Annotated in this window: 15 protein-coding genes; 3 read left to right on the top strand and 12 right to left on the bottom strand. The window is 67.2% G+C overall.

Annotated elements, in window-relative coordinates; all coding sequences use genetic code 11:
* Nucleotides 1–19: 19 nt before the first annotated feature.
* From CURTO8I2_RS01285 to CURTO8I2_RS01275, 3 genes are read right to left on the bottom strand one after another with little or no spacing between them, the layout of a single operon-like run.
* A complete protein-coding gene (locus CURTO8I2_RS01285) occupies nucleotides 20–568 on the bottom strand; it encodes a GNAT family protein (RefSeq protein WP_159678011.1) in 549 nt (182 codons plus the stop codon).
* Nucleotides 561–3695 (bottom strand): efflux RND transporter permease subunit, encoded by a 3135-nt coding sequence (locus tag CURTO8I2_RS01280; protein ID WP_159678009.1) that lies wholly within the window; start codon nucleotides 3693–3695, stop codon nucleotides 561–563. Before CURTO8I2_RS01280 ends, CURTO8I2_RS01285 begins: the two co-directional genes overlap by 8 nt.
* Entirely contained in the window at nucleotides 3692–4813 is a 1122-nt protein-coding gene (locus tag CURTO8I2_RS01275) for an efflux RND transporter periplasmic adaptor subunit (RefSeq protein ID WP_159678007.1), read from the bottom strand. Before CURTO8I2_RS01275 ends, CURTO8I2_RS01280 begins: the two co-directional genes overlap by 4 nt.
* A gap of 182 nt (nucleotides 4814–4995) precedes the next feature.
* On the opposite strand from CURTO8I2_RS01275, the gene cysK reads away from it, so the two are divergent.
* Complete coding sequence (cysK, locus tag CURTO8I2_RS01270) at nucleotides 4996–5955, top strand: cysteine synthase A (protein WP_159678005.1); 960 nt, start codon at nucleotides 4996–4998, stop codon at nucleotides 5953–5955.
* Between the two features lie 119 nt (nucleotides 5956–6074).
* Here the strand turns inward: cysK and CURTO8I2_RS01265 are convergent, their stop codons facing one another.
* Nucleotides 6075–6557: a hypothetical protein gene (locus tag CURTO8I2_RS01265; protein ID WP_159678003.1), complete on the bottom strand. Its 483-nt coding sequence runs from the start codon at nucleotides 6555–6557 to the stop codon at nucleotides 6075–6077.
* Nucleotides 6558–6655: 98 nt separating this feature from the next.
* On the opposite strand from CURTO8I2_RS01265, the gene CURTO8I2_RS01260 reads away from it, so the two are divergent.
* Nucleotides 6656–7174 carry an O-acetyl-ADP-ribose deacetylase gene (locus tag CURTO8I2_RS01260; RefSeq protein WP_159678001.1) on the top strand — a complete coding sequence of 173 codons (519 nt, stop codon included), beginning with the start codon at nucleotides 6656–6658 and terminating at the stop codon, nucleotides 7172–7174.
* A 61-nt stretch (nucleotides 7175–7235) separates the two neighbouring features.
* Here the strand turns inward: CURTO8I2_RS01260 and CURTO8I2_RS01255 are convergent, their stop codons facing one another.
* The 7 genes from CURTO8I2_RS01255 to gap all read right to left on the bottom strand — a co-directional run bounded on the left by CURTO8I2_RS01255 (nucleotide 7236) and on the right by gap (nucleotide 17323).
* Nucleotides 7236–8240, bottom strand: coding sequence for a class I fructose-bisphosphate aldolase (locus tag CURTO8I2_RS01255; protein ID WP_159677999.1), 1005 nt, complete (start codon nucleotides 8238–8240; stop codon nucleotides 7236–7238).
* Between the two features lie 84 nt (nucleotides 8241–8324).
* On the bottom strand, nucleotides 8325–9815 hold the full coding sequence (gene pyk, locus CURTO8I2_RS01250; protein ID WP_159677997.1) for a pyruvate kinase: 1491 nt from the start codon (nucleotides 9813–9815) through the stop codon (nucleotides 8325–8327).
* A gap of 198 nt (nucleotides 9816–10013) precedes the next feature.
* Nucleotides 10014–10655: an HAD hydrolase-like protein gene (locus CURTO8I2_RS01245; RefSeq protein ID WP_159677995.1), complete on the bottom strand. Its 642-nt coding sequence runs from the start codon at nucleotides 10653–10655 to the stop codon at nucleotides 10014–10016.
* On the bottom strand, nucleotides 10652–11827 hold the full coding sequence (locus CURTO8I2_RS01240) for a phosphoglycerate kinase (protein WP_159677994.1): 1176 nt from the start codon (nucleotides 11825–11827) through the stop codon (nucleotides 10652–10654). The genes CURTO8I2_RS01245 and CURTO8I2_RS01240 overlap by 4 nt, the downstream gene beginning before the upstream one ends.
* Nucleotides 11828–12136: 309 nt before the next feature.
* A complete protein-coding gene (locus tag CURTO8I2_RS01235) occupies nucleotides 12137–13501 on the bottom strand; it encodes a DUF3999 family protein (protein ID WP_159677992.1) in 1365 nt (454 codons plus the stop codon).
* On the bottom strand, nucleotides 13498–16206 hold the full coding sequence (locus CURTO8I2_RS01230; RefSeq protein ID WP_159677990.1) for a DUF2339 domain-containing protein: 2709 nt from the start codon (nucleotides 16204–16206) through the stop codon (nucleotides 13498–13500). Before CURTO8I2_RS01230 ends, CURTO8I2_RS01235 begins: the two co-directional genes overlap by 4 nt.
* A 112-nt stretch (nucleotides 16207–16318) precedes the next feature.
* Nucleotides 16319–17323 carry a type I glyceraldehyde-3-phosphate dehydrogenase gene (gene gap / locus CURTO8I2_RS01225; RefSeq protein ID WP_159677988.1) on the bottom strand — a complete coding sequence of 335 codons (1005 nt, stop codon included), beginning with the start codon at nucleotides 17321–17323 and terminating at the stop codon, nucleotides 16319–16321.
* Between the two features lie 221 nt (nucleotides 17324–17544).
* Here gap and CURTO8I2_RS01220 point away from each other — a divergent pair, with 221 nt between their 5' ends.
* Nucleotides 17545–18162, top strand: a complete 618-nt coding sequence (locus tag CURTO8I2_RS01220) for an OmpW family outer membrane protein (protein WP_159677986.1) — start codon at nucleotides 17545–17547, stop codon at nucleotides 18160–18162.
* Nucleotides 18163–18320: 158 nt separating this feature from the next.
* On the opposite strand, the gene CURTO8I2_RS01215 is transcribed toward CURTO8I2_RS01220, so the two are convergent.
* Nucleotides 18321–20312: a hypothetical protein gene (locus tag CURTO8I2_RS01215; RefSeq protein ID WP_159677984.1), complete on the bottom strand. Its 1992-nt coding sequence runs from the start codon at nucleotides 20310–20312 to the stop codon at nucleotides 18321–18323.
* Nucleotides 20313–20488: the final 176 nt, after the last annotated feature.

The following is a 20488-nucleotide window of genomic DNA, read 5'->3' as shown; positions in this document are numbered from 1 at the left end:
GCGCAAACACGAAACGCGCTCAGTCGAGTGCGCGCGTCCGGGCGAACAGACGCAGGTCGTGCAGCCGCCCGTCCTTGATCACCGCGCGTCGCATGCAGCCTTCCTCGAGGAAGCCGTTCTTGTCCAGGACGCGCGCCGACCCCGTGTTGAACGCCAGCACCGTCGCCTGCAGCCGATGCAGGCCCAGTGCATCGAAGACCCAGTTGGTGTAGAGCGCCACGGCGCGCGTCATCAGCCCGTGTCCCCAATGCGCCTGACCCAGCCAATAGCCGAGCTCAGCGGACCGCGCGCGCTCGCCGACCCCGGGGCGCGCGCCGATGCCGCCGCACGCGGCACCGTCGATTTCGATCGCGAACACCGGATCATGCAAGTCCACGACGCGACCGGCGAGGAACGCCTCGCCGTCTGCGCGCGTATACGGCGTCGGGAAGCGGTGGCTCAGCCCGCGGACCACGGCGGGGTCGTCCGCATGCCGCAACAACGCGTCGAGATCGTCGGCGCGCCAGCGGCGCAGCACGAAGCCGGCGCCGTCCAGACGCACTGCGTCCCAGCGCGCGGCCTCAGGCATGGCCGCTGACCGCAGGCGTCTCCGCTTCCAGACGCTCGAGTTCGTGCGCCAGCGCTTCGGGCGATCGCGTGAACGGCGCCAGCAACGCATAGAACGCCGGCACGACGAACAGCGACAGCAACGTGGAGAACGCGACGCCGAAGATGATCACGACACCGATCGTCGCGCGGCTGGCCGACCCCGGCCCGCCCGCCACGACCAGCGGCACCGCACCCACGATCGTCGCCGCCGCGGTCATCAGGATCGGTCGCAGGCGCACTGCTGCCGCCTCGGTGATCGCCTCGCGCACACCGCGACCGTCATCGCGCAGCTGGTTGGCGAATTCGACGATCAGGATGCCGTTCTTCGCCGCCAGGCCGATCAGCATCACGATGCCGATCTGGCTGAAGAGATTCAGCGTGCCGCCCGTCGCCCACAGGCCGAGCAATGCGCCCAGCACCGCCAGCGGCACCGTGAGCATGATCGACAGCGGATGGATGAAGCTCTCGAACTGCGCGGCCAGCACCAGGTAGACGATCAGAAGCGCCATCGCGAAGGTCAGCAGCACCGCGCCGCCGGCTTCCTGGAATTCACGGCTCTCGCCCTTCCAGTCGACCTGCGCGTAGTCGGGCAGCTCTTCGGCCGCGACCTCGCGCGTCCACTCGATCGCCTCGCCCATGGTGTAGCCGGGCGCAAGGCCGGCGCTGATGGTGATCGCGCGCAGCCGGTTGAAGCGGTTGAAGCTGCCGGGCTCGGCGACCTCGCTGAGCGTGACCAGGTTCGACAGCGGCACCAGCGCGCCGTCGCGACCGCGCACGAAGGTGTCGGTGAGATCGGACGGCGTCATGCGCCGCTCGCGCTCGGCCTGCAGCAGCACGTCGTACTCCTCGCCGTTGTCGACGAAGGTGGTGACCTGGCGCGAGCCCATCATCGTCTCGAGCGTGCGACCGATTTCCTGCACCGACACGCCGAGATCGGCTGCGCGCTGACGGTCGATGTCGACGCGCATCTGCGGACGGGTTTCCTTGTAGTCGGAATCCGGATCCTGGATGCCGGGGTTATCGCGCATGCGCGCCAGCATGCGGTCGCGCCACTGCGCGATTTCCGCGTAATCGGGACCGCCGAGCACCAGCTGGTAGCGCTGGCCGCGGCTGCTGATCAGTCCGCCGGGCACGTTGGCGCGCACCTGCACGCCGGGCAGCTCGGCGAACTTCGCCCGCAGATCCTCGACGATGTCGGTCGTCGGCATCTCGCGGTCGCGCCAGTCCTGCAGGAACACGATGACCTGGCCGTTGTGCATTTCCGCACTGCCACCCCAGCCGCGCGGCACGCGCGAGTTGGCGCGTTCGATCGGCTTGTCCTCACCGACCAGCGGCGCGAAGATCGCCTCGACCTGCTGCATCTGCTCGACGGTGTAGTCGAAGCCGGCACCTTCCGGACCATCGACGGAGACGAAGAAGCGTCCGCGGTCCTCGGCCGGCGACAGTTCGCTGGGCACCCGCCAGAACAGCAACAGCGCCACCACGACGCAGGCGCCCATCGCCAGCGCCATCGCCAGGATCAGCCGCCCGCTGCGCATGCCCACCAGCGCGGACACGCGACCGCCGTAGCTGCTGCTGAGCCGGTCCAGCTGCCGGGTCATCCAGCGGTTGAAGCCGCGCGGCTTCTCGTGGCGCCGCACGAGCTTCGAACACATCATCGGCGTCAGCGTCAGCGCGATGAAGGCCGACAGCGCGACCGCACCGGCCAACGTGACCGACAGCTCGCGGAACAGGCGTCCGGAATTGCCCTCCATGAAACCGACCGGGAGGAACACCGCGACCAGCACCGCGGTCGTCGCGATCACGGCGAACGCGACCTGCGCGGTCCCGCGCCGGGCCGCGACCAGCGGCGGCTCGCCGAGATCGGCGCGTCGCTGCACGTTCTCCAGCACGATGATCGCGTCGTCGACCACCAGGCCGATACACAGCACCAGCGCCAGCAGGGTCAGCAGATTGACCGAGAAACCGAACATGTACAGCGCGGTGAACGCGGCGATCAGGCAGACCGGCGCGGTGACGGCCGGGATGATCGCCGCGCGCAGGCTGCCGAGGAACAGCCAGATCACGACGAACACCAGCGCCATCGCCTCGAACAGCGTCCAGTAGACCCGCGTGATGGCGGACTCGATGAAGACCGTATTGTCGGCCGCGACGAAGATCTCGGTGCCTTCGGGCAGCGTGTCCTGGATGCGCTCGGCTTCCGCGCGCGCCGCGCGGGCGACATCGAGCGCGTTCGCGGTGGAGGTACGGACGATGCCGAGGCCCACATTGGGCACCGAATTGCTGCGTGTATAGGAACGCCGTTCGGCGGTCCCGAGTTCGATGCGCGCGACGTCGCCCATGCGCACGACGTAGCCGTCGTCGCCGCGGCGGATCGGAATCTGGGCGAACTGCGAGGGTTCGCGGTAGCCGCGCTCCACGCGCAAGGTGAAGTCACGGGTTTCCGATTCGATGTTGCCGGCCGGCAGCTCGACGTTCTCGTTGCGCAGCGCGGCCTCGACATCGGCCGCGGCGACGTCGCGCGCGGTCATCGCGTCGCGGTCGAGCCAGATCCGCATCGCATAACGCTGGCTGCCGCTGAGCTGCACGCGCGCCACGCCGTCCAGCGACGACAGCCGGTCGAGCACGTAACGGTCGGTGTAGTCGGTCAGCTCGAGCGTGTTCATCGTGCTCGAGCGCAGGTTGAGCCACATGATCGCGTCGGCGTCGGCCTCGACCTTGGAGATCTCCGGCGCGTCTGCCTCGATCGGCAATCGATCGCTCACCCGGCTGATCGCATCGCGGACGTCGTTGGCCGCGGCCTCGATGTCGCGGGTGAGGTTGAATTCGATGGTCACGTCGGCGCGGCCGTTGCGGCTGCGCGACTCGATCGTGCGGATGCCCTCGATGCCGGCCAGCGCGTCCTCGAGGATCTGGGTGATGCGGGTTTCCACCACCGCGGCCGATGCGCCGGGATAGGTGACGTCGACCGAGACGATCGGCGGGTCGATGTTCGGCAGCTCGCGCAGCGTCAGCCGGCTGAAGGACATGATGCCCAGCACCACCAGCAGCAGGCTGATGACGACCGCGAACACCGGCCGCTTGATGGCGACATCGGACATCTTCATGGGGCACGACCCTCGGTCGCGGCCGGCGCGTCCGCGGCCGGCGATTTCGCGTCCTGCACGCTGCCCTCGACGATCCGCATGCCGGGCCGGAGCTTGCCGGTGCCATCGACGACGATCCGGGTGCCCGGCTCGATCCCCTCGACGATCTCCGCCAGACCCTGCCCCCGGACGCCCAGCGTGACCGGCGCCTGTTCGACGGTCTCGTCCTCGCGCACGCGGAACACGAAGGTGTCACGTCCGACCTGGATCACCGCGATCTCGGGAATCATCAGCGCCTGGCGCTCGCGCTGTTCGAGGCGGACCTGGATCAGCATGCCGGGGCGCAGGCGATCGTCGGGATTGTCGAACGCTGCCCGCACGGCCACCGCACGCGTGTTGGGATCGACGCGCGAATCGACGATCTGCACGACGCCTTCGACGTCCTCGCCCGGATAGGCGGCGCTGCTGCCGAAGACCCGCTGACCGGCCGCGATCGATGCCAGGCGCACTTCGGGCACCGGAAAATCCACGTAGACGGTGGAGATGTCGTCCAGCGTCGCGATCGCGGTGCCCGGGGTGACCAGCGCGCCCGGGCTGACCTGGCGCAGGCCCAGCACGCCTGCGAACGGGGCCCGAATGGTGCGGTCGCCGATGTCGGCGCGCATCTCGGCGACATTGGCGCGCGCGCTGTCGCGCGTCGCGCGCAGGGTGTCGATCGACGCCCGTGCGATCAGCTGCTGGCCGACCAGTTCGTTGCCGCGGACATACTGTTGCTCGGCTTCGGTCGCCGCGGCCTCGGCGGCGCGCAGGGCCGCCTGCTGCTGGTTGCCCGACAGCGTGACCAGGACGTCGCCTGCCGCCACCCGGTCACCGCTGTCGAAATGCACGCGCTGCACGGTTTCACTGACCTTGGCGGTCACCGTCACCGACTCGCGCGCATTCACGGTACCGAGTGCGGCGATCGAGTCGTTCCATGCGCGGGGCTGCACCGTTGCCGTGGTCACCGGCACGGCTGCACCGCCCGCACCGGGCGCGGCCGCAGGTTGCGCGGCGCCGCCGCAGCCTGCGAGCAGCAGGAGACACGCGAGGACGGGCGCGCAGGAACGCAGGCGCGGCAGAAGCTGGGGGGACAGGGGCATGAACAGGGAACGCCTGGGGAAAGGGGGCTGAAAAACCGCCCGATAGTACCCGCTGACCCGTGACGCCGACCCATGCCATCAGTGGGTCGTATTCGCGCGCGGATCGTGTCAACCGCTGGCACCCTCATGCGTTTTGGCCCACTGTGGAGTCCCGCGCTCCGCGCCTTCGCAAGGGTTCCCCCATGGCCCTGTACGACAGCATTCTCGACACCATCGGCCACACGCCCGTCGTGCGCCTGCACCGGCTTGCGCCGCCCAACGTCGCACTCTACGTCAAGGTCGAATCGTTCAATCCGGGCGGCTCGGTCAAGGACCGCCTCGCGCTGGCGATCATCCTCGACGCCGAACGGCGCGGCCTGCTCAAGCCCGGCGACACCGTGGTCGAAGCGACCTCGGGCAACACCGGCGTGGCGCTGGCGATGGTCTGCGCCGCGCGCGGCTACAAATTCGTCGCCACGATGGTCGAGACCTTCTCGATCGAACGCCGCAAGCTGATGCGCGCCTACGGCGCCAAGGTGATCCTGACCCCCGCTGCCGAGCGCGGCAGCGGCATGGTGCGTCGGGCAAAGGAACTGGCCGAACAGCACGGCTGGTTCTGGGCCAGCCAGTTCGAGAATCCCGCTAATCCCGCCTATCACCGGCAGACCACGGCCGCCGAGATCCTGCGTGATTTCGCCGGGCGCCGGCTCGACCACTTCGTCACCGGCTGGGGCACGGGCGGCACGCTCACTGGCGTGGGCGAGGTATTGCGGGTCGCGCGGCCCGAGGTGGAGATCGTGACCTGCGAACCGGCGGGTGCCGCGCTGTTGCAGGGCAAGGAATGGGCGCCGCACAAGGTGCAGGGTTGGACGCCCGACTTCGTGCCGGGCGTGCTCAATCGCGATGTCGCGCACCGGGTGCTGTCGATCGACGATGCCGACTCGATCGACACCGCGCGTCGACTCGCCGCCGAAGAAGGCATCTTCGTCGGCATCTCGGCAGGCGGCACGCTCGCCGCCGCGCTCGAGGTCGCGAAGACCGCTGCCGACGGGGCGGTGATCCTGACGATGCTGCCCGATACCGGCGAGCGTTACTTCTCCACGCCCCTGTTCGCCGACATCAATGAAGGCTCCGACGACGAATGGCTGGCCGGTCTGCCGTGACCGGCTGAGTTCCCACACGGATCTCGTGTGGACGCGCTCGCGCGCGATGGCGACTGTCGGTCAAGCCCATGGCGCGCGCGCGTGCTCTTACAGGGTGCCGGTGGGGGCGGGCCGGGTGCTCAACCCAGCCAGATCGCCAGTCCGCCACCGACGACGACCAGCGCGAGCACCCAGCCCAGCCAGCCGAACTCGCCGCTGTCACCGCGCACGACGGTCTCCTGACGTGCCTCGCGCATCAGCGGCGAGCCGTGTTTCGCGATCGCGTCGCGCGCCGCTTCTTCGCTGAATCCCGGTTTGACGTCACGCAGCCGTTTCGCGGCGTCGACGGTGTTGCCGGTCGCGAGCTTCGCGGCCACCTCGCTCGGCAGCGTGCCGCTCGCTTGCGGCGCGCCGCCGCCCGCAGGCCGGAACGGATCATCGGCGTCCAGTGCGCCGGACGGATTCTCCGCCAGTCGCTGGACCGCATCGCGTGCATCCGCGAGCTTCAGTCCGGGATTGGCATCGCGCAGATGCTTGATCGCCTCGATGGCGCTGCCGCGTCGCAGCGCGTCGTGGACCGCGAGCGGTACATGCAGCCGTGTGGATCGGGAAACGACGCTCATCGGTGACCTCGACGCTCGGAAATGCCGGGCCAGCCTAATCGCCGCCTGCGCGCGAAGGACTCACCCGGCCTCCACGCCGCGGCGCCGAGCCTGCTCGCATGCCGATTCTCGAAGCCCGCCAGGCCGACATCACCCGCGTCGAAGCCGACGCGATCGTCAATGCCGCGAATGAAACCCTGCTCGGTGGCGGCGGGGTCGATGGTGCGATCCATCGCGCCGCCGGTCCTGCCCTGCTGCAGGCGTGCCGCGCATTGCCCGAGGTACGTCCAGGCGTGCGCTGCCCGACCGGCGACGCGCGGATCACGCCTGGCTTCGCATTGCCGGCGCACTCGGTGATCCACACCGTCGGACCGGTCTGGCGCGGCGGCCATGCGGGCGAAGCCGAAGCGCTCGCGGCCTGCTATCGCGACAGCCTCGCGCTCGCCGCCGAGCACGGGCTCGCACGAGTCGCATTCCCGGCGATCAGCTGCGGCGTCTACGGCTATCCGATCGATCAAGCGGTGTCGATCTCGGTCGACACCGTGCGCGCGTGGACCGGCGCATTGCCGACAACGGTGCTGTTCTGTTGCCACGACGCTGCGATGCTGACGCGTTACGAGGCCGCACTCGCGGATTGAGCGCCGCACATGAAAACGCCGGCACGAGGCCGGCGCTTGCAGAGACGGTCGGGTGTCGCGATCAGCCGTTGAACTTGCCTTGCGCGGCCAGACCATTGTCGCGGGCGCGTGCGTAGACGGTGTCCTGCGCCTTGCGCACATTGCCGGTGAGGTCCTGCGACCACAGCTTCAGCGCGGCCTGCTGCATCGCGCGGCCGTAGGAGAACGACAGCGGCCACGGATTCGGGCCGAGACGGTTCATCGCATCGAGATGCGCGGTCGCGAGTTCGTCCGACTGGCCGCCCGACAGGAACACGATGCCCGGCAGGATCGCCGGTACCGACGACTTGAGGCACATCAGCGTCGCTTCGGCGACTTCCTCGACATCCGCCTCTTCGTCGCAGTCTTTGCCCGGCAGCACCATCGAGGCCTTGAGGATCGTGCCCTCGAGCATGACGTTCTGGCTGTAGAGCGCGTCGAACAGCCCGCGCAGCACCACTTCGGTGACTTCGTACGCAGTCTGGATGTCGTGATCGCCGTCGAGCAGCACCTCCGGCTCGACCATCGGCACCAGACCCTGCTCCTGGCACAACGCGGCGTAACGCGCGAGCGCGTGGGCGTTGACGTCGATGCAGGTACCCGACGGCATGTCTTCGCCGATCGTGATCACCGCCCGCCACTTGGCGAAGCGCGCGCCGAGCTTGTAGTACTCCTCGAGCCGCGAACGCAGGCCGTCGAGGCCTTCGGTCACCAGTTCGCCGGGGAAGCCCGCCAGCGCGTGCGTGCCCTTGTCGACCTTGATGCCCGGGATGATGCCCTGCTGCGTCAGGTACTTCGCGAACGGCACACCGGCCTTGGTCGACTGGCGCAGGGTCTCGTCGAACAGGATCGCGCCGCTGATGTGCTCCGACAGCTTCGGCGTGGTCAGCAGCAGCTCGCGATAGGCGCGGCGGTTCTCTTCGTTGTTCGGAATGCCGACCTGTTCGAAGCGCTTGCCGATCGTGCCCGTCGACTCGTCGATCGCGATGATGCCCTTGCCCTTCGCCACCATGGCCTGGGCGGTTTCGGCAAGCTGTTCGATGCTCATGACGGGTTCCGGGATCGCGACGGGAAAGGGCCGCGATTATAGCCCGGCGCATCGGCCGGGCCTCCGGAACACGCGGACCGGGCGTTACAGCTCGCCCAGCCCCTCGGCGCGACCGTCGGCGCCGACCTGCAGCAGGCGCAGCGTGTTGGTGGCGCCATGGGTTTCCATGTGCTCGCCGCTGGTGAACACGACGCGCTGGCCAGGACCAAGCAGCCCCGCCTCGACCAGCAGCCGCACGCTGCCGCGCGCGGCCTCGCGCGGGGTCTGGCCGCGGCTGTCGTAGTTGAACGGGAACACGTCGCGCATCAGCGACATGCGCCGGCGCGCACCGTCGTGACGCGCGAACGCATAGATCGACGCGCCGCCGCGGAACCGGGACAGGTAGCGCGCGGTGCCGCCCGATTCGGTCATCGCGACGATCGCGCCGACGCCGACGTGTTCGGACAGGAACATGGCCGCCATCGCGATCGCATGGTCGGCGCGCTCGAGGTTGCGCTGCGCCTTCTCGAAATCGGTGTCGTGCGCGAACTGGCGTTCGGCGCCGACGCAGATGCGCGCCATCGCTTCCACCGCGCGCACCGGATAGGCGCCCGCGGCGGTTTCGGCCGACAGCATCACCGCATCGGTGCCGTCGATGACCGAATTGGCCACGTCCAGCACTTCGGCGCGCGTCGGCATCGGGCTTTCCACCATCGACTGCAGCATCTGCGTCGCGGTGATGACCACCTTGTTGCGGGCCAGCGACTCGCGGATGATCTTCTTCTGCAGGCCGGGCAGCTCGGCATCGCCGATCTCCACGCCCAAGTCGCCGCGCGCCACCATCACCACGTCGCTGGCGTCGATGATCTCGCTGAGGTTGTCGATCGCCTCGGTACGCTCGATCTTCGACACCAGTGCGGCGTCGCTGCCGTGCGAGCGGGCGATCGAGCGCGCCTCTTCCATGTCGGCGGCGTTGCGGCAGAACGACACCGCGATGAAGTCGACGCCGATGTCCGCAGCGACCTTGATCAGCTCACGGTCGTGATCGGTCAGCGCGCCCAGCGACAGGCCGCCGCCCTGCTTGTTGAGCCCCTTGCGGTTCGACAGCACACCGTCGTTGAGCACCGTGGTGACGATGCGTGCGCCTTCGACGGCGGTGACCTGCAGCTGCATCAGGCCGTCGTCGAGCAGCAGCACGTCGCCGGCTTCCACGTCGCCCGGCAGGCCGAGATAGCTGACGCCGACTTCGTCGACGGTGCCCGGAGGCGCCGCGGGATCGGCCACCAGATCGAAGCGCGCGCCGGCGCGCAACTGCACCTTGCCGTCAGCGAATTTCTCGATGCGGATCTTCGGGCCCGGCAGGTCGGCCAGGATGCCGATCTCGACGCCGGCGCGATCGGCCGCCGCGCGCACGGCTTCGGCGCGGACCTGCTGCGAGGACGGATCGCCGTGCGAGAAGTTCAGCCGGACCGCGTTGACGCCGGCAGCGATGAGCGCATCGAGGACGCCGGGCGCGTCGGTCGCGGGGCCCAGCGTGGCGAGAATGCGGGTGCGGCGACGGTGCGCCGGAACGGAAGGCAGGTCGGTCTTGATCATGGGGCGAATGGTATCCACCGGTGGTCGGCCGCACGTCGCACGGCAATCAGGAGACGGCGCCTTCGTGACGGCACGCCGCCTCCGAAGCTTACTGCGAAATCCGCAGCCGGCGTGGACCGCACTGCAGGCCGGCCCGGTTCGCTGCGCGTGTAGTGCCACGTGCAACCCGCAGCGACACTTGACGCCTGCCGTATGCGCTCAGAGCAGTGCGGCCACCAGCGCTGCAGGCGAAGCGACCACATGCTGCGCGCCGGCGGTCTGCAGCTCGGCGGCATCTCCGAAGCCCCATTGCACCCCGATGCCGCGCATGCCGTGCTGCACGGCGCCTTCCATGTCGTAGCGCCGGTCGCCGATCATCGTCGCGTCGGCTGCGGTCAGCGCCAACCGCGACAGCGCCTCGGCGATCAGTTCGCGCTTGTAGCGGCGCGCGTTGTCCTCGCTGGCGCCGACGACGGTTTCGAAGACAGCGCCGAACGGCAGCGCGTCGACGATGCGCCGCGCGAAACCCGCGTTCTTCGAGGTGACCACGGCCATCCGGTAACCGGCCGCCTGCAGGGTGGTGATCATCTCTGGGATGCCGGCATACACCGAATGCGCGCGCCAGCCACCTGCATCGTAGCGTTCGCGGTACAGCGCGACCGCCTGCTCGGCGCGGGCACGATCGCCGTCGAACAGCGCCTCGTAGCTGTCGCGCAACGGCGGGCCGATCCACGGCAGCAGCGCCTCGCGCGACAGCGGCGGGTGCCCCAGCACCTCGAGCGTGTATGCGATCCCGCCGAGGATGCCCGGCTCCGAATCGATCAGCGTGCCGTCGAGATCGAAGAACAGCGCCCGGGTCACGCCCCGCGGGCGTCGAGCGCTGCGACCGCCGGCAGCGTCTTGCCTTCGAGGAATTCGAGGAACGCGCCGCCGCCGGTGGAGATGTAGGACACGTCGTCGGCGATGCCGTACTTGTCGACCGCTGCCAGCGTGTCACCGCCACCGGCGATCGAGAACGCCTTCGAGGCGGCGATCGCGCGCGCCATGGTCTCGGTGCCCTTGCCGAACGCATCGAACTCGAATACGCCCACCGGGCCGTTCCAGACCACGGTGCCGGCCTCGGCGATCATCGCGGCGTAGCGCTTGGCGGTGTCCGGGCCGATGTCGAGGATCATGTCGTCGGCGCCCACGGCGTCCACCGCCTTGACCGTCGCCGGCGCATCGGCCGAGAACGCGGGCGCAACGACGACGTCGGTGGGCACCGGAATGTCGGCGCCGCGCGCCTTCGCGTCGGCCATGATCTGCTTCGCGGTGTCGAGCAGGTCGCTCTCGACCAGCGACTTGCCGACGCCGTGGCCCAGCGCGGCGATGAAGGTGTTGGCGATGCCGCCGCCGACGATCAGCTGGTCGACCTTGCCGACCAGCGACGACAGCAGTTCGAGCTTGGTCGAGACCTTGCTGCCGGCAACGATCGCCAGCAGCGGACGCGCCGGCGCGTCGAGCGCCTTGGCCAGTGCGTCGAGCTCGGCCATCAGCAACGGACCACCGGCGGCGATGTTGGCGAAGCGGATCACGCCATGCGTCGACGCCTGCGCGCGGTGCGCGGTGCCGAAGGCATCCATGACGAACACGTCGCACAGGGCTGCGTATTTCTTCGCCAGCGCCTCGTCGTCATCCTTCTCGCCGACATTCATGCGGCAGTTCTCGAGCAGTACCAGCTGGCCCGGTGCGACCTCGACACCGTCGACCCAGTCGCGCACCAGCGGCACCTCGATGCCGAGCAGCTCCGACAGACGCGCGGCCACCGGCGCCAGCGAGTCGGCCTCGCTCCAGCTGCCTTCCTTCGGACGGCCCAGATGCGACGTCACCATGACCGCCGCGCCCTTCTCCAACGCGTAGCGCAGCGTCGGCAGCGACGCGGTGATGCGCTGGTCGGAGGTGACCGTGCCGCCGTCGACGGGGACGTTGAGATCCTGCCGGATCAGCACGCGCTTGCCGGAAAGGTCGAGGTCGGTCATGCGGACGATGGTCATGGGCTCTGGAGTCTCTTGAATGATCGGAATGATGTGCGCCATGCCTTCCATGGCGTGACACGGCTGCAATCGCGGACACCTGCCCGCCCATCCATGGCCGGGCGCTCGCCGCGCGGACTGCCGGAAGGCAGTCCGCTCAGACCGGCTCGCCCTGCCGGATCAGCACGCGCTGACCGGAAAGATAGAGATCGGTCATGCGGACGATGGTCATGGCGTCGGGCTCGCTGTATTCGGAAGGAGAACGCGGATGCGTCAGCGGCCCATTGTCTGCGGTGTACCTGCAGCCACGCAAACCCGCTCTGCGGGAGCTCAACGTGGCTTCGGCGCCCGCAGCAAACTCAGTGCGAAACCACCCACCAGCACCACGCCCAGCAGCAACACCCCCCACAGCAACCACGTCCCCCAGTCGCGCGGCGGCGTATCGTCCAGCGCGACAGCGCCGGCCAGTTCGGTGCGCGCGCCCAGCGTCGCCAGCGCGGGCTGCCAGCGTCCGCCGTTGCGCGCGCGCAGATCCGCCAGCAGCGGCGCGACCGCCGCATCGACGCGCACCGCGCGGCCACTGCCCGCCCGCAGCGAAAACGGCGCCGCGCCTTCCGCGACGAACACCAGACGTTCGGGCCGGTAGCCGAGCCGCAGCACCGGCGCAGCGCCCGCAGACGGCGCATCCGGCTGCAGCCGCCACTGGCGCGCGCGCAGCGTCGTGTCGAGCGCGCGCGGTGGCGTGCGGGATGCCGCATCCGCGCCGACCCGGTACACGAGCCAGTCACTGGCGACCGTGCGCCATGGCGCATCGTCGGTCTCGCGCACCGACAGCGTCCAGCGCGCGGTCGCATTGCCATCCAGACCGAGGTCGACGTGGGTCACCGGCAGGCGCGCATCCAGCCGGAACACGAAGCCCCCTTCCGCATCGGCGGGGACCGACGGTTCGAGCGCACGCCACTGCAATGCAGGCGCTTCGGCGAACGCGGGCGACTCGCCCGTGATCGAGACGATCGCCGGCATCGTGCCGGCGCCGGCACCGGGCGTGAGCCGCAGATACCGGGTGCGCACGGGGCCGTCGAACACGATGCGCCGCTCGACCAGACGCGCCTCGCCACGACGCAGGTCGAGCAGGCGTCCGCCCGCGGGCAGCGGCTGCCAGGCGCGCAGATCCTCCGAGCCTTCGACCTGCATGGCGCGTTCGAACGCGACGTCGGCAACGCCCCAGTCGAGCACCAGTGCCTGCAGCGGCACCTCGAGGGCGCCGGCGTCCACCAGCAGCGCGGCCGGCGGCGCATCGCCCGGCGCGGACTGCCACTGGATGCGTCGCAGGCGGCCGTCGGGATCGACTTCGCTGATCGCGGCGATATCGCTGCCTGCGCGCGCGGCCGACGCCGGCAGCGGAAACCAGGCCAGTGCCTGCGTCGTGGGCAGGGCCGCAGGCGCGGGCGCCGACTGCAGCAGCGCCGGCACCTGTCGGCCGTCGCGGTTGACCACCACCAGATCGCGCAGCACCGGCGACACCGTGGTGGCGTAGACCGCGTCATCGAGTTCGACCTGGTAGGCGCCGGCATCGCTCGACGGCAAGGCCAGCGGCCATTGCGCGACGAAGGCGTCGTCACTGGTGGCCGCGAGCGTCGCACTGCTGAGCAGCCCCAAAGCGAGCACGGCCATGCGGTTCGGGACTCGACTCATACGATCGCCTCCTGTGCGGTTTCGGATGCGGGCGCGCGCGGCGGCGCCGGCGCGAAGAAGCCGACGACCGTGCACAGCAGGCCGTAGGCGATGAACGAGCCGATGCCCCACAGATTGCCGAGATGGCTGCGGTCGACCAGCACCAGCTTGGCCAGCACGATCGCCATCAGCGCCGCGCCCGCCAGCCACAGCATGCGTTGGCCGCGGCGCGAGCCGATGACCCAGCCCAGCACGCCCAGCACGCTCCAGACGACGGTCAGGCTGGTCTGCGCGAGGCTGCTGCCCACGAGTGCGCTGCTCCACGGCACGCCGCCCCAGTGATGGGCGCCGCGCAGCGTGATCACGGTGACCAGCAGGAACGCACCGGCCGACAGCATCGGCACGCGGGCGCGCCCATCAAACGGCGAATCGCCGCGCCAGAGCCAGCGCGCGATCAGCAACAGCACCGCGACCTGTGCGAGATCGAGCGGATTGATCAGCGCGATCCACGGCAGCGGCGCGGCATTGCCTGCGCTACCGAGCGCCAGCAGCCACCAGAGGGCCAGCAGCGCGCAACACACGGTGCGGAATGCCGCGCGCATCGGGTCGAAGGTCGCCCCCAGCGGATGCGTGAGCCACGACCAGCGCAGCAAGGCCACCGAGGTGATCGCCAGCCAGGGCGTCACGGCGGCGACCAGCGACCAGCCATCGCCGCCGTCCATCCGTTCGGAGAGCTGTACCAGCAGCAGCGACACCGCGAACGGCCACAGCAGCCACCAGACGAACTGCGCAGCGCGGGCGAATCCGCCCTCGCCGACGCGCAGGCACAGCAGGCTGCGTACGCCGAGTGCGGCGAAGACGAGCCACGCCCAGAGGCCGTTGCCGGCGAAGGGCTGCTGATGCGCGACGGCCTGGAGGTACGCCAGCGGCAGCGCCGCCGCAAGGGCAAGGCAGGCGGTGCCGGCCAGCAGCGGATCGAAGACGCGCCGGCTGCGCTCGGCGGCCAGCCACCCGGTCACCGCCGCGAGCACCAGAAGTGCATCGGGGAAGTCCCGTGCCGGCAGCACGCGCTGCAGTTCGAACGTCCAAGCCGCCAGCCACCAGAGCATCGCCCACAGGTAGGCCAGTCGCGCCGGGAGGGTCGCACCTGCCCGGGCATAGGCCCACGCGATCGCGAGCCCGGCGACCACGAACAGCATCGCGCCGACGAACAGGCCATGCGCGAACGGCGTATCACTGACGGTCGTGTTGCCGGCCGCGAACACGTAGGCCACCACCGCCGCGCCCTGCAGCGCGATGCCCGACCAGCGCGGCAGACGCCGCTGCTGACGCAGGCCCAGCCAGACCAGCGCCGCACCTTCGAGCGCGAAGACACTCGCAGTGGCCTGCGCCGACAGCGCCAGGGGTACGGCCAGCGTCGCGAAGCCCGCGGCCAGCAATGCGTACCCCTGCTGCAGCACCTCGAAGCGGCCACCGCGACGCAGCCACCACGACAGTCCGGCATACACCGCCGCCAGTCCGAGCGCGCAGAGTGCCAGCGTGGTCGTGTCGTCGCGCATCAGACCCGCCTGCAGCGAAAACGCGATCAGCGGCGTGCCGAACACCAGGCAGCCGTCGATCAGATCGCGCCGCCCCATCGGCCGGCGCCGCGCATGCAGCAACGGCACCGCCAGATAGATCGCGAAGAACAGCGCCAGGAACGCCTGCGCCGAGCGGTAATCGGCCGCCTGGTAATCCAGCACGCCCCACAGCGTGCCGATACCGAAAGTGAAGACGAAGCCCAGCAGATTGAGCAGGCGCCAGGCGCGGAACCAAGCGATCGCCACGATCGCGGTGTTGAGCACCGCGTAATAACCGAACAGCGCGACATGGTTGCCGCTGCCGGTCGAGAGCCAGATCGGCGCGAGGAATCCGGCCAGCACGGCGAACACCGCCAGCGCCATCGCGCCCTGCAGCACCGCCAGCGCACCGGCGCCGAACACCAGCAGCACACTGGCGGCGAACGCGAATCCCGGCTCGACCAGCCCGAACAGCTTCGACGCCGCGAACACCACCAGCAGCAGGATGCCGATCATGCCGCCCTGCAGGCTGAGCGCGAAGGTGCGATGGCTGTCCCGTCGCAGCCAGCCGAAGACCAAGCCGGCGACCGCCGCCGCCGAAACCGCGGCCAGGCGTATCGACACCGGCACCTGCAGCAGGCCCTGGTCGCTGGCGTATTTGAGCAGCGCGGCGACGCCTGCGAACAGCACCAGCATGCCGATCTTCACCGGCACGTTGCCGGAGGTGAACCACTGCCGCACCAGACGCAGGCCACGTTCGACCACGCCCGGGCCTGTCGGCGCTTCCGGCGGGCGGTGGGCGGACGCCGACGGCGCGGGACGCACCGGATCCGCATCGCGCCACTGCGCACGTGGCAGCGCGGGCGGCAGGGGCGGCGGTGCAGCCACGGGTGCAGGCGATGCTGGCCGCACGTGGTCCGGCGCAGGCGGCTGGACCGGCGATGTCGGTGAGACGGATGCGGACGCGGCGGCAGGCGTCGCACGGAAGGCGGACGGCGCCGATGCTGCGGGCATCGCCCGGGCGGCGATCTCCGCGCGCAGCCGTTCGCTGACGTCTTCGAGATCGGCGACGCGCCGCCGCAGGCCGAACAGCATGATCAGGCCCACGACCAGCAGGACGGGCACCGACAGCAGCGCAAGCCCGATCAATACGACGAGTTCTTCCATGGCACCCCCGCCGCGCCGGACGGCGCGCCCGGTCACATTACGCGGGGCCGCTCCGAAAACAAGAAGCCCCGCGGGTGCGGGGCTTCGGGTATCGCGGCGCGGGACTGCGCGCTTACTTCGCCGCGACCACGCGGACCATCTCCAGGCACTTGTTGGAGTAGCCCCACTCGTTGTCGTACCAGCTGACCAGCTTGACGAAGGTCGGGTCCAGCGCGATGCCGGCCTCGGCATCGAACACCGAAGTGCAGGTCTCGCCGCGGAAGTCCGTGGCGACCACCTTGTCTTCGGTGTAGCCGAGAATGCCCTTCAGCGCGCCTTCGCTCTGCGCCTTCATTTCGGCGCAGATTTCGTCGTAGCTGGCCGGCTTGTCGAGTTCGACCACCAGATCGACCACCGACACGTCGGACGTCGGCACGCGGAAGCTCATGCCGGTCAGCTTCTTGTTGAGCTCCGGAATCACCACGCCGACGGCCTTGGCCGCGCCGGTGCTCGACGGAATGATGTTCTCGAGGATGCCGCGGCCGCCGCGCCAGTCCTTGTTGCTCGGGCCGTCGACGGTCTTCTGCGTCGCGGTGGCCGCATGCACGGTGGTCATCAGGCCGCGCTTGATACCCCACTTGTCGTGCATGACCTTGGCGATCGGCGCCAGGCAGTTGGTGGTGCACGAGGCATTGGAGATGATCGCCTCGCCCTTGTAGCTCTTGTCGTTGACGCCGTAGACGAACATCGGCGTGTCGTCCTTCGACGGCGCCGACAGGATCACCTTCTTCGCGCCCGCATCGATGTGCTTCTGCGCGGTGTCCTTGGTCAGGAACAGGCCGGTCGACTCGATGACGACGTCGGCGCCCACCTCGTCCCACTTCAAGTTGGCCGGGTCGCGTTCCTGGGTCAGGCGGATCTGCTTGCCGTTGACGGTCAGCGTGTTGCCCTCGACCGACACCGTGCCCTTGAAGCGGCCGTGCACCGAGTCGTAGGACAGCATGTAGGCCAGGTAGTCCGGCTCCAGCAGGTCGTTGATCGCGACGATCTCGATGTCGCCGTCGAAGTTCTCCACTGCCGAACGCAGCACGTTGCGGCCGATGCGGCCGAAACCGTTGATGCCAACCTTGATCGCCATGAATCCGGACTCCTGCGGCCGCGCGCACGCGGCAAAAAGTGGGAAAGACGTGGCCGCGCGGCGCGTGGGCGCCAGCCCGGACAACCGCTGCACAGTCTACCAGCCGCGCTGATCCCGGGCCCCGTGCCGGCCCCGCGCGGCGTGCGCAATGATTCCAATCAAGGCGTTCGCAGCGGGCGGCCGGAAGACTGCCGGCACCCCACAACGACCGGACACGCCCGATGCGCACGCTGCCCCTCGCCCTGATCGCCCTCGCCTGCTTGGCGACCGCCTTGCCTGCCGCTGCCCAGTCGGCCGGCGACTGGACCGTTGCGCTCGGCGCGCATCGCGTGGATCCGAAGTCCAACAACGGCAGCCTGGCCGGCGGCACGCTGCCGCTGTCGATCGGCAGCAGCACCCGCCCAACCATCGCGGTCGAATATCTCGTGCGTGACCGCATCGGCGTCGAACTGCTCGCGGCTACCCCGTTCCGCCACGATCTTGACATCGTCGGCCTCGGCCGGATCGGCAGCACCAAGCACCTCCCGCCGACCCTGAGCCTGCAATACCACTTCGCGCCCCACGCGCGCGTCGCACCGTTCCTCGGCGCGGGGCTCAACTACACGATGTTCTTCGAAGAAGAGACCCGCGGCGCACTCGCAGGCGCAAAGCTCGCCCTCGGCGATTCATGGGGCCTGGCGCTGCATGCCGGCGTCGACATCCAGGCGGGACCCGGCAAGCTGCGGCTGGACGCGCGGTGGATGGATATCGAGAGTGACGTGCGGCTGGATGGGGCACTTCTAGGCCGCGCGCAAATCGATCCACTGACATATGGCGCCTCATATGTTTTAGACCTGTGAGCAAAGAAAATTTTTTCTACAAGCGCATCCACATGAGCCCTATCGAAATTGAAATCGTTGGAAAAAGGGTTGCCATAGATTCGCTCAACAAAAACCGACTTAAAAAATTAACTTCAGCTGTCGCTCCATCTGAAAATCGAGCAGCTACTGAGGCCGTTCTAATCTGCATCAATTACGTAGACGGCCATTGCCTTGAAAGGCTCCCGATCAACATACCCATACCTATTCTGGAGTTCGTAGATGTGGATATGTCTACCTTCACTACCCTTCGAACAAAGCAGACGCAAATACGGGTAGCCGAAGACCTCGCCAAAAGAGCAGCACAACGGGCCATTGTCTCCGCTGTCTCCGAGCCAATAGATCTCATGCTTATCGAGAACTGCACCGAAACCATGCTCCTGGACGAGAAAAGGCTCACTCTCCCAGAGACTCAGCATCTCCTCTATTGACGGAAGCCGCCGACTATCGATCCGCGGCTCGCCAATCAAATCCGTTTGCACCCCCACCTGATACCTGCGGTCTCGATATATATCTCGCTCATTTCCGCCCAGAATCCGCGATACATCGTTGATGAACCACGAGATCCCATTCGTGGAATCGTAGACCTTGTAAGCTGAAACATGGTCACTGGATTGCACGCACGTAATCTGGAGCGATCTATGTCGCCACGTCACGGGAATCCTCCTTGATTGCCGAAACGAAATTCCATCGCCTTTTAGTGCCTTGCGGCAATCAGCAGCCGACCGCAACGCGGGTTGCGCGAGAGGGCTTGCAAGCGGGAAAAGACCGGTTGCAGAGTGGTCGAGCTGCAGAACTAGTGCTGCCTTTTCATAAGTCCCGGAAGGATCCGAGCTCCCCCAACTAACTAATAGGTCCTTCATCAAGTCGGTCCATTCCACGCTATAGCAACGAGCGTCGCCCTTGAGCGCGGCTAGCAGGAAGAGATATTCCAACACTGAGCGATGTGCAAACTTAAATTGCCCTTCGATATCGCGATTCAATAAAGATCTAGACTTTAATTTCCATGTTTCAAGAGGCGCGCTATGAGCTTCTGCGATCTCTTCTAGAATAGAAGGCGCAATTCGATCACCGTGGCCGGACCGCTGAAGATGGTAGCAGCGCACAGCAAGCTCTATTGATATATCCCTTAAGTCGCTTGGGCTGATCCAGTCACTTTCTCGCTCTAGCCACTTTTCCACGAGAAATTCATAGAGACCAAAAAGCTCCGTAATTGACCTGCCATCCCGAACGAGATCCGGTAATAGCTCTAGGAGCATGGGTCGAGTGCTTAGCTCAGAGATCGAAGTAACAAGAGCAAGCGCTTCTCTCCGAAATCGCCAGTTCCTCAGAGAAGTGAGCGGAAACTGCTTGGCTAGGTAGGCTTGAATCTGCTTCGCCGAGAATGGAGCCAGGAACAAGCGATGCAGCGGGAGCTCCCGGCTCTGGCCGGCCTTTCGTGCCGCGACGTACATAATCCCGCTACTGACAGGAACTGCTGCATCGTCCGCGAAGAACTGTGATCGGCATGTCACCACAACATTACGAAAGTCTGCCGCAGCATTCATCAACTCGGCAAGACGGCCATCAGGGTCTCCAACAGCTCGGTGATCCTCGTCGAAAGCATCTAAAAAACAAATGGCATTTCTTTTATCAGAGAACCTTTTGATCTCATCGACGGCATTCTCACGCCCGAGAGAAATAACTGCTATCCGACGCCGCTTGGATTTTCTCTTCTTTATTTCTCGAGCATAGTAGTTAATGCAGAAACTCGTCTTGCCCATTCCAGAGTCAGCCAATAATATGACATGCCTCTTTGGCCCACCAGCCTCGAAGTGATCGTCAATTGTTTTGAACAGTGGACCTAGTGCCACCACGGTTCTTGAGTCATCTTCATTTGCCGGGTCCGTCTGCATGCAGCTAGGAGCTATGTAGTTGCGACGGGAATGCGCTATATCCTCACTAGTGAAAGAAGCAACTCCGGAATCTCTATAGATTTGGTCCGCAATAGCCTTAGCGTTTCGCTTCGCGGCCAGTTCCAGAATTGCGTTTACCAAGCGCGGAAAACCCGCGATCGCTGCGCATGCGCTGCCAAGGAACACAATAATTGCGTAAATAGGCATTGCCTTGATGGCATCAATCGTGTTCTGCATTAATTATCGCTCGATTATTTAAATTGCAGAAAGAATAGTAACTAGTGAAAAATCTTAATCAGATGTTATGCAATCAGCAACAACGCGCGCCCCATGAAGAAATAATAAAGCATCATTAATAAGTTCAGTGGAGGATGCTGCAAGCATGAGGACCAGAGGGGCGCGACACCTCGCCT

It is taken from the genome of Luteimonas sp. 9C, from assembly GCF_902506295.1.
Classification (GTDB): Bacteria; Pseudomonadota; Gammaproteobacteria; order Xanthomonadales; family Xanthomonadaceae; genus Luteimonas.
Note: the sequence above shows the minus strand (reverse complement) of the source record. Positions and strands in the feature narration are given on the sequence as shown.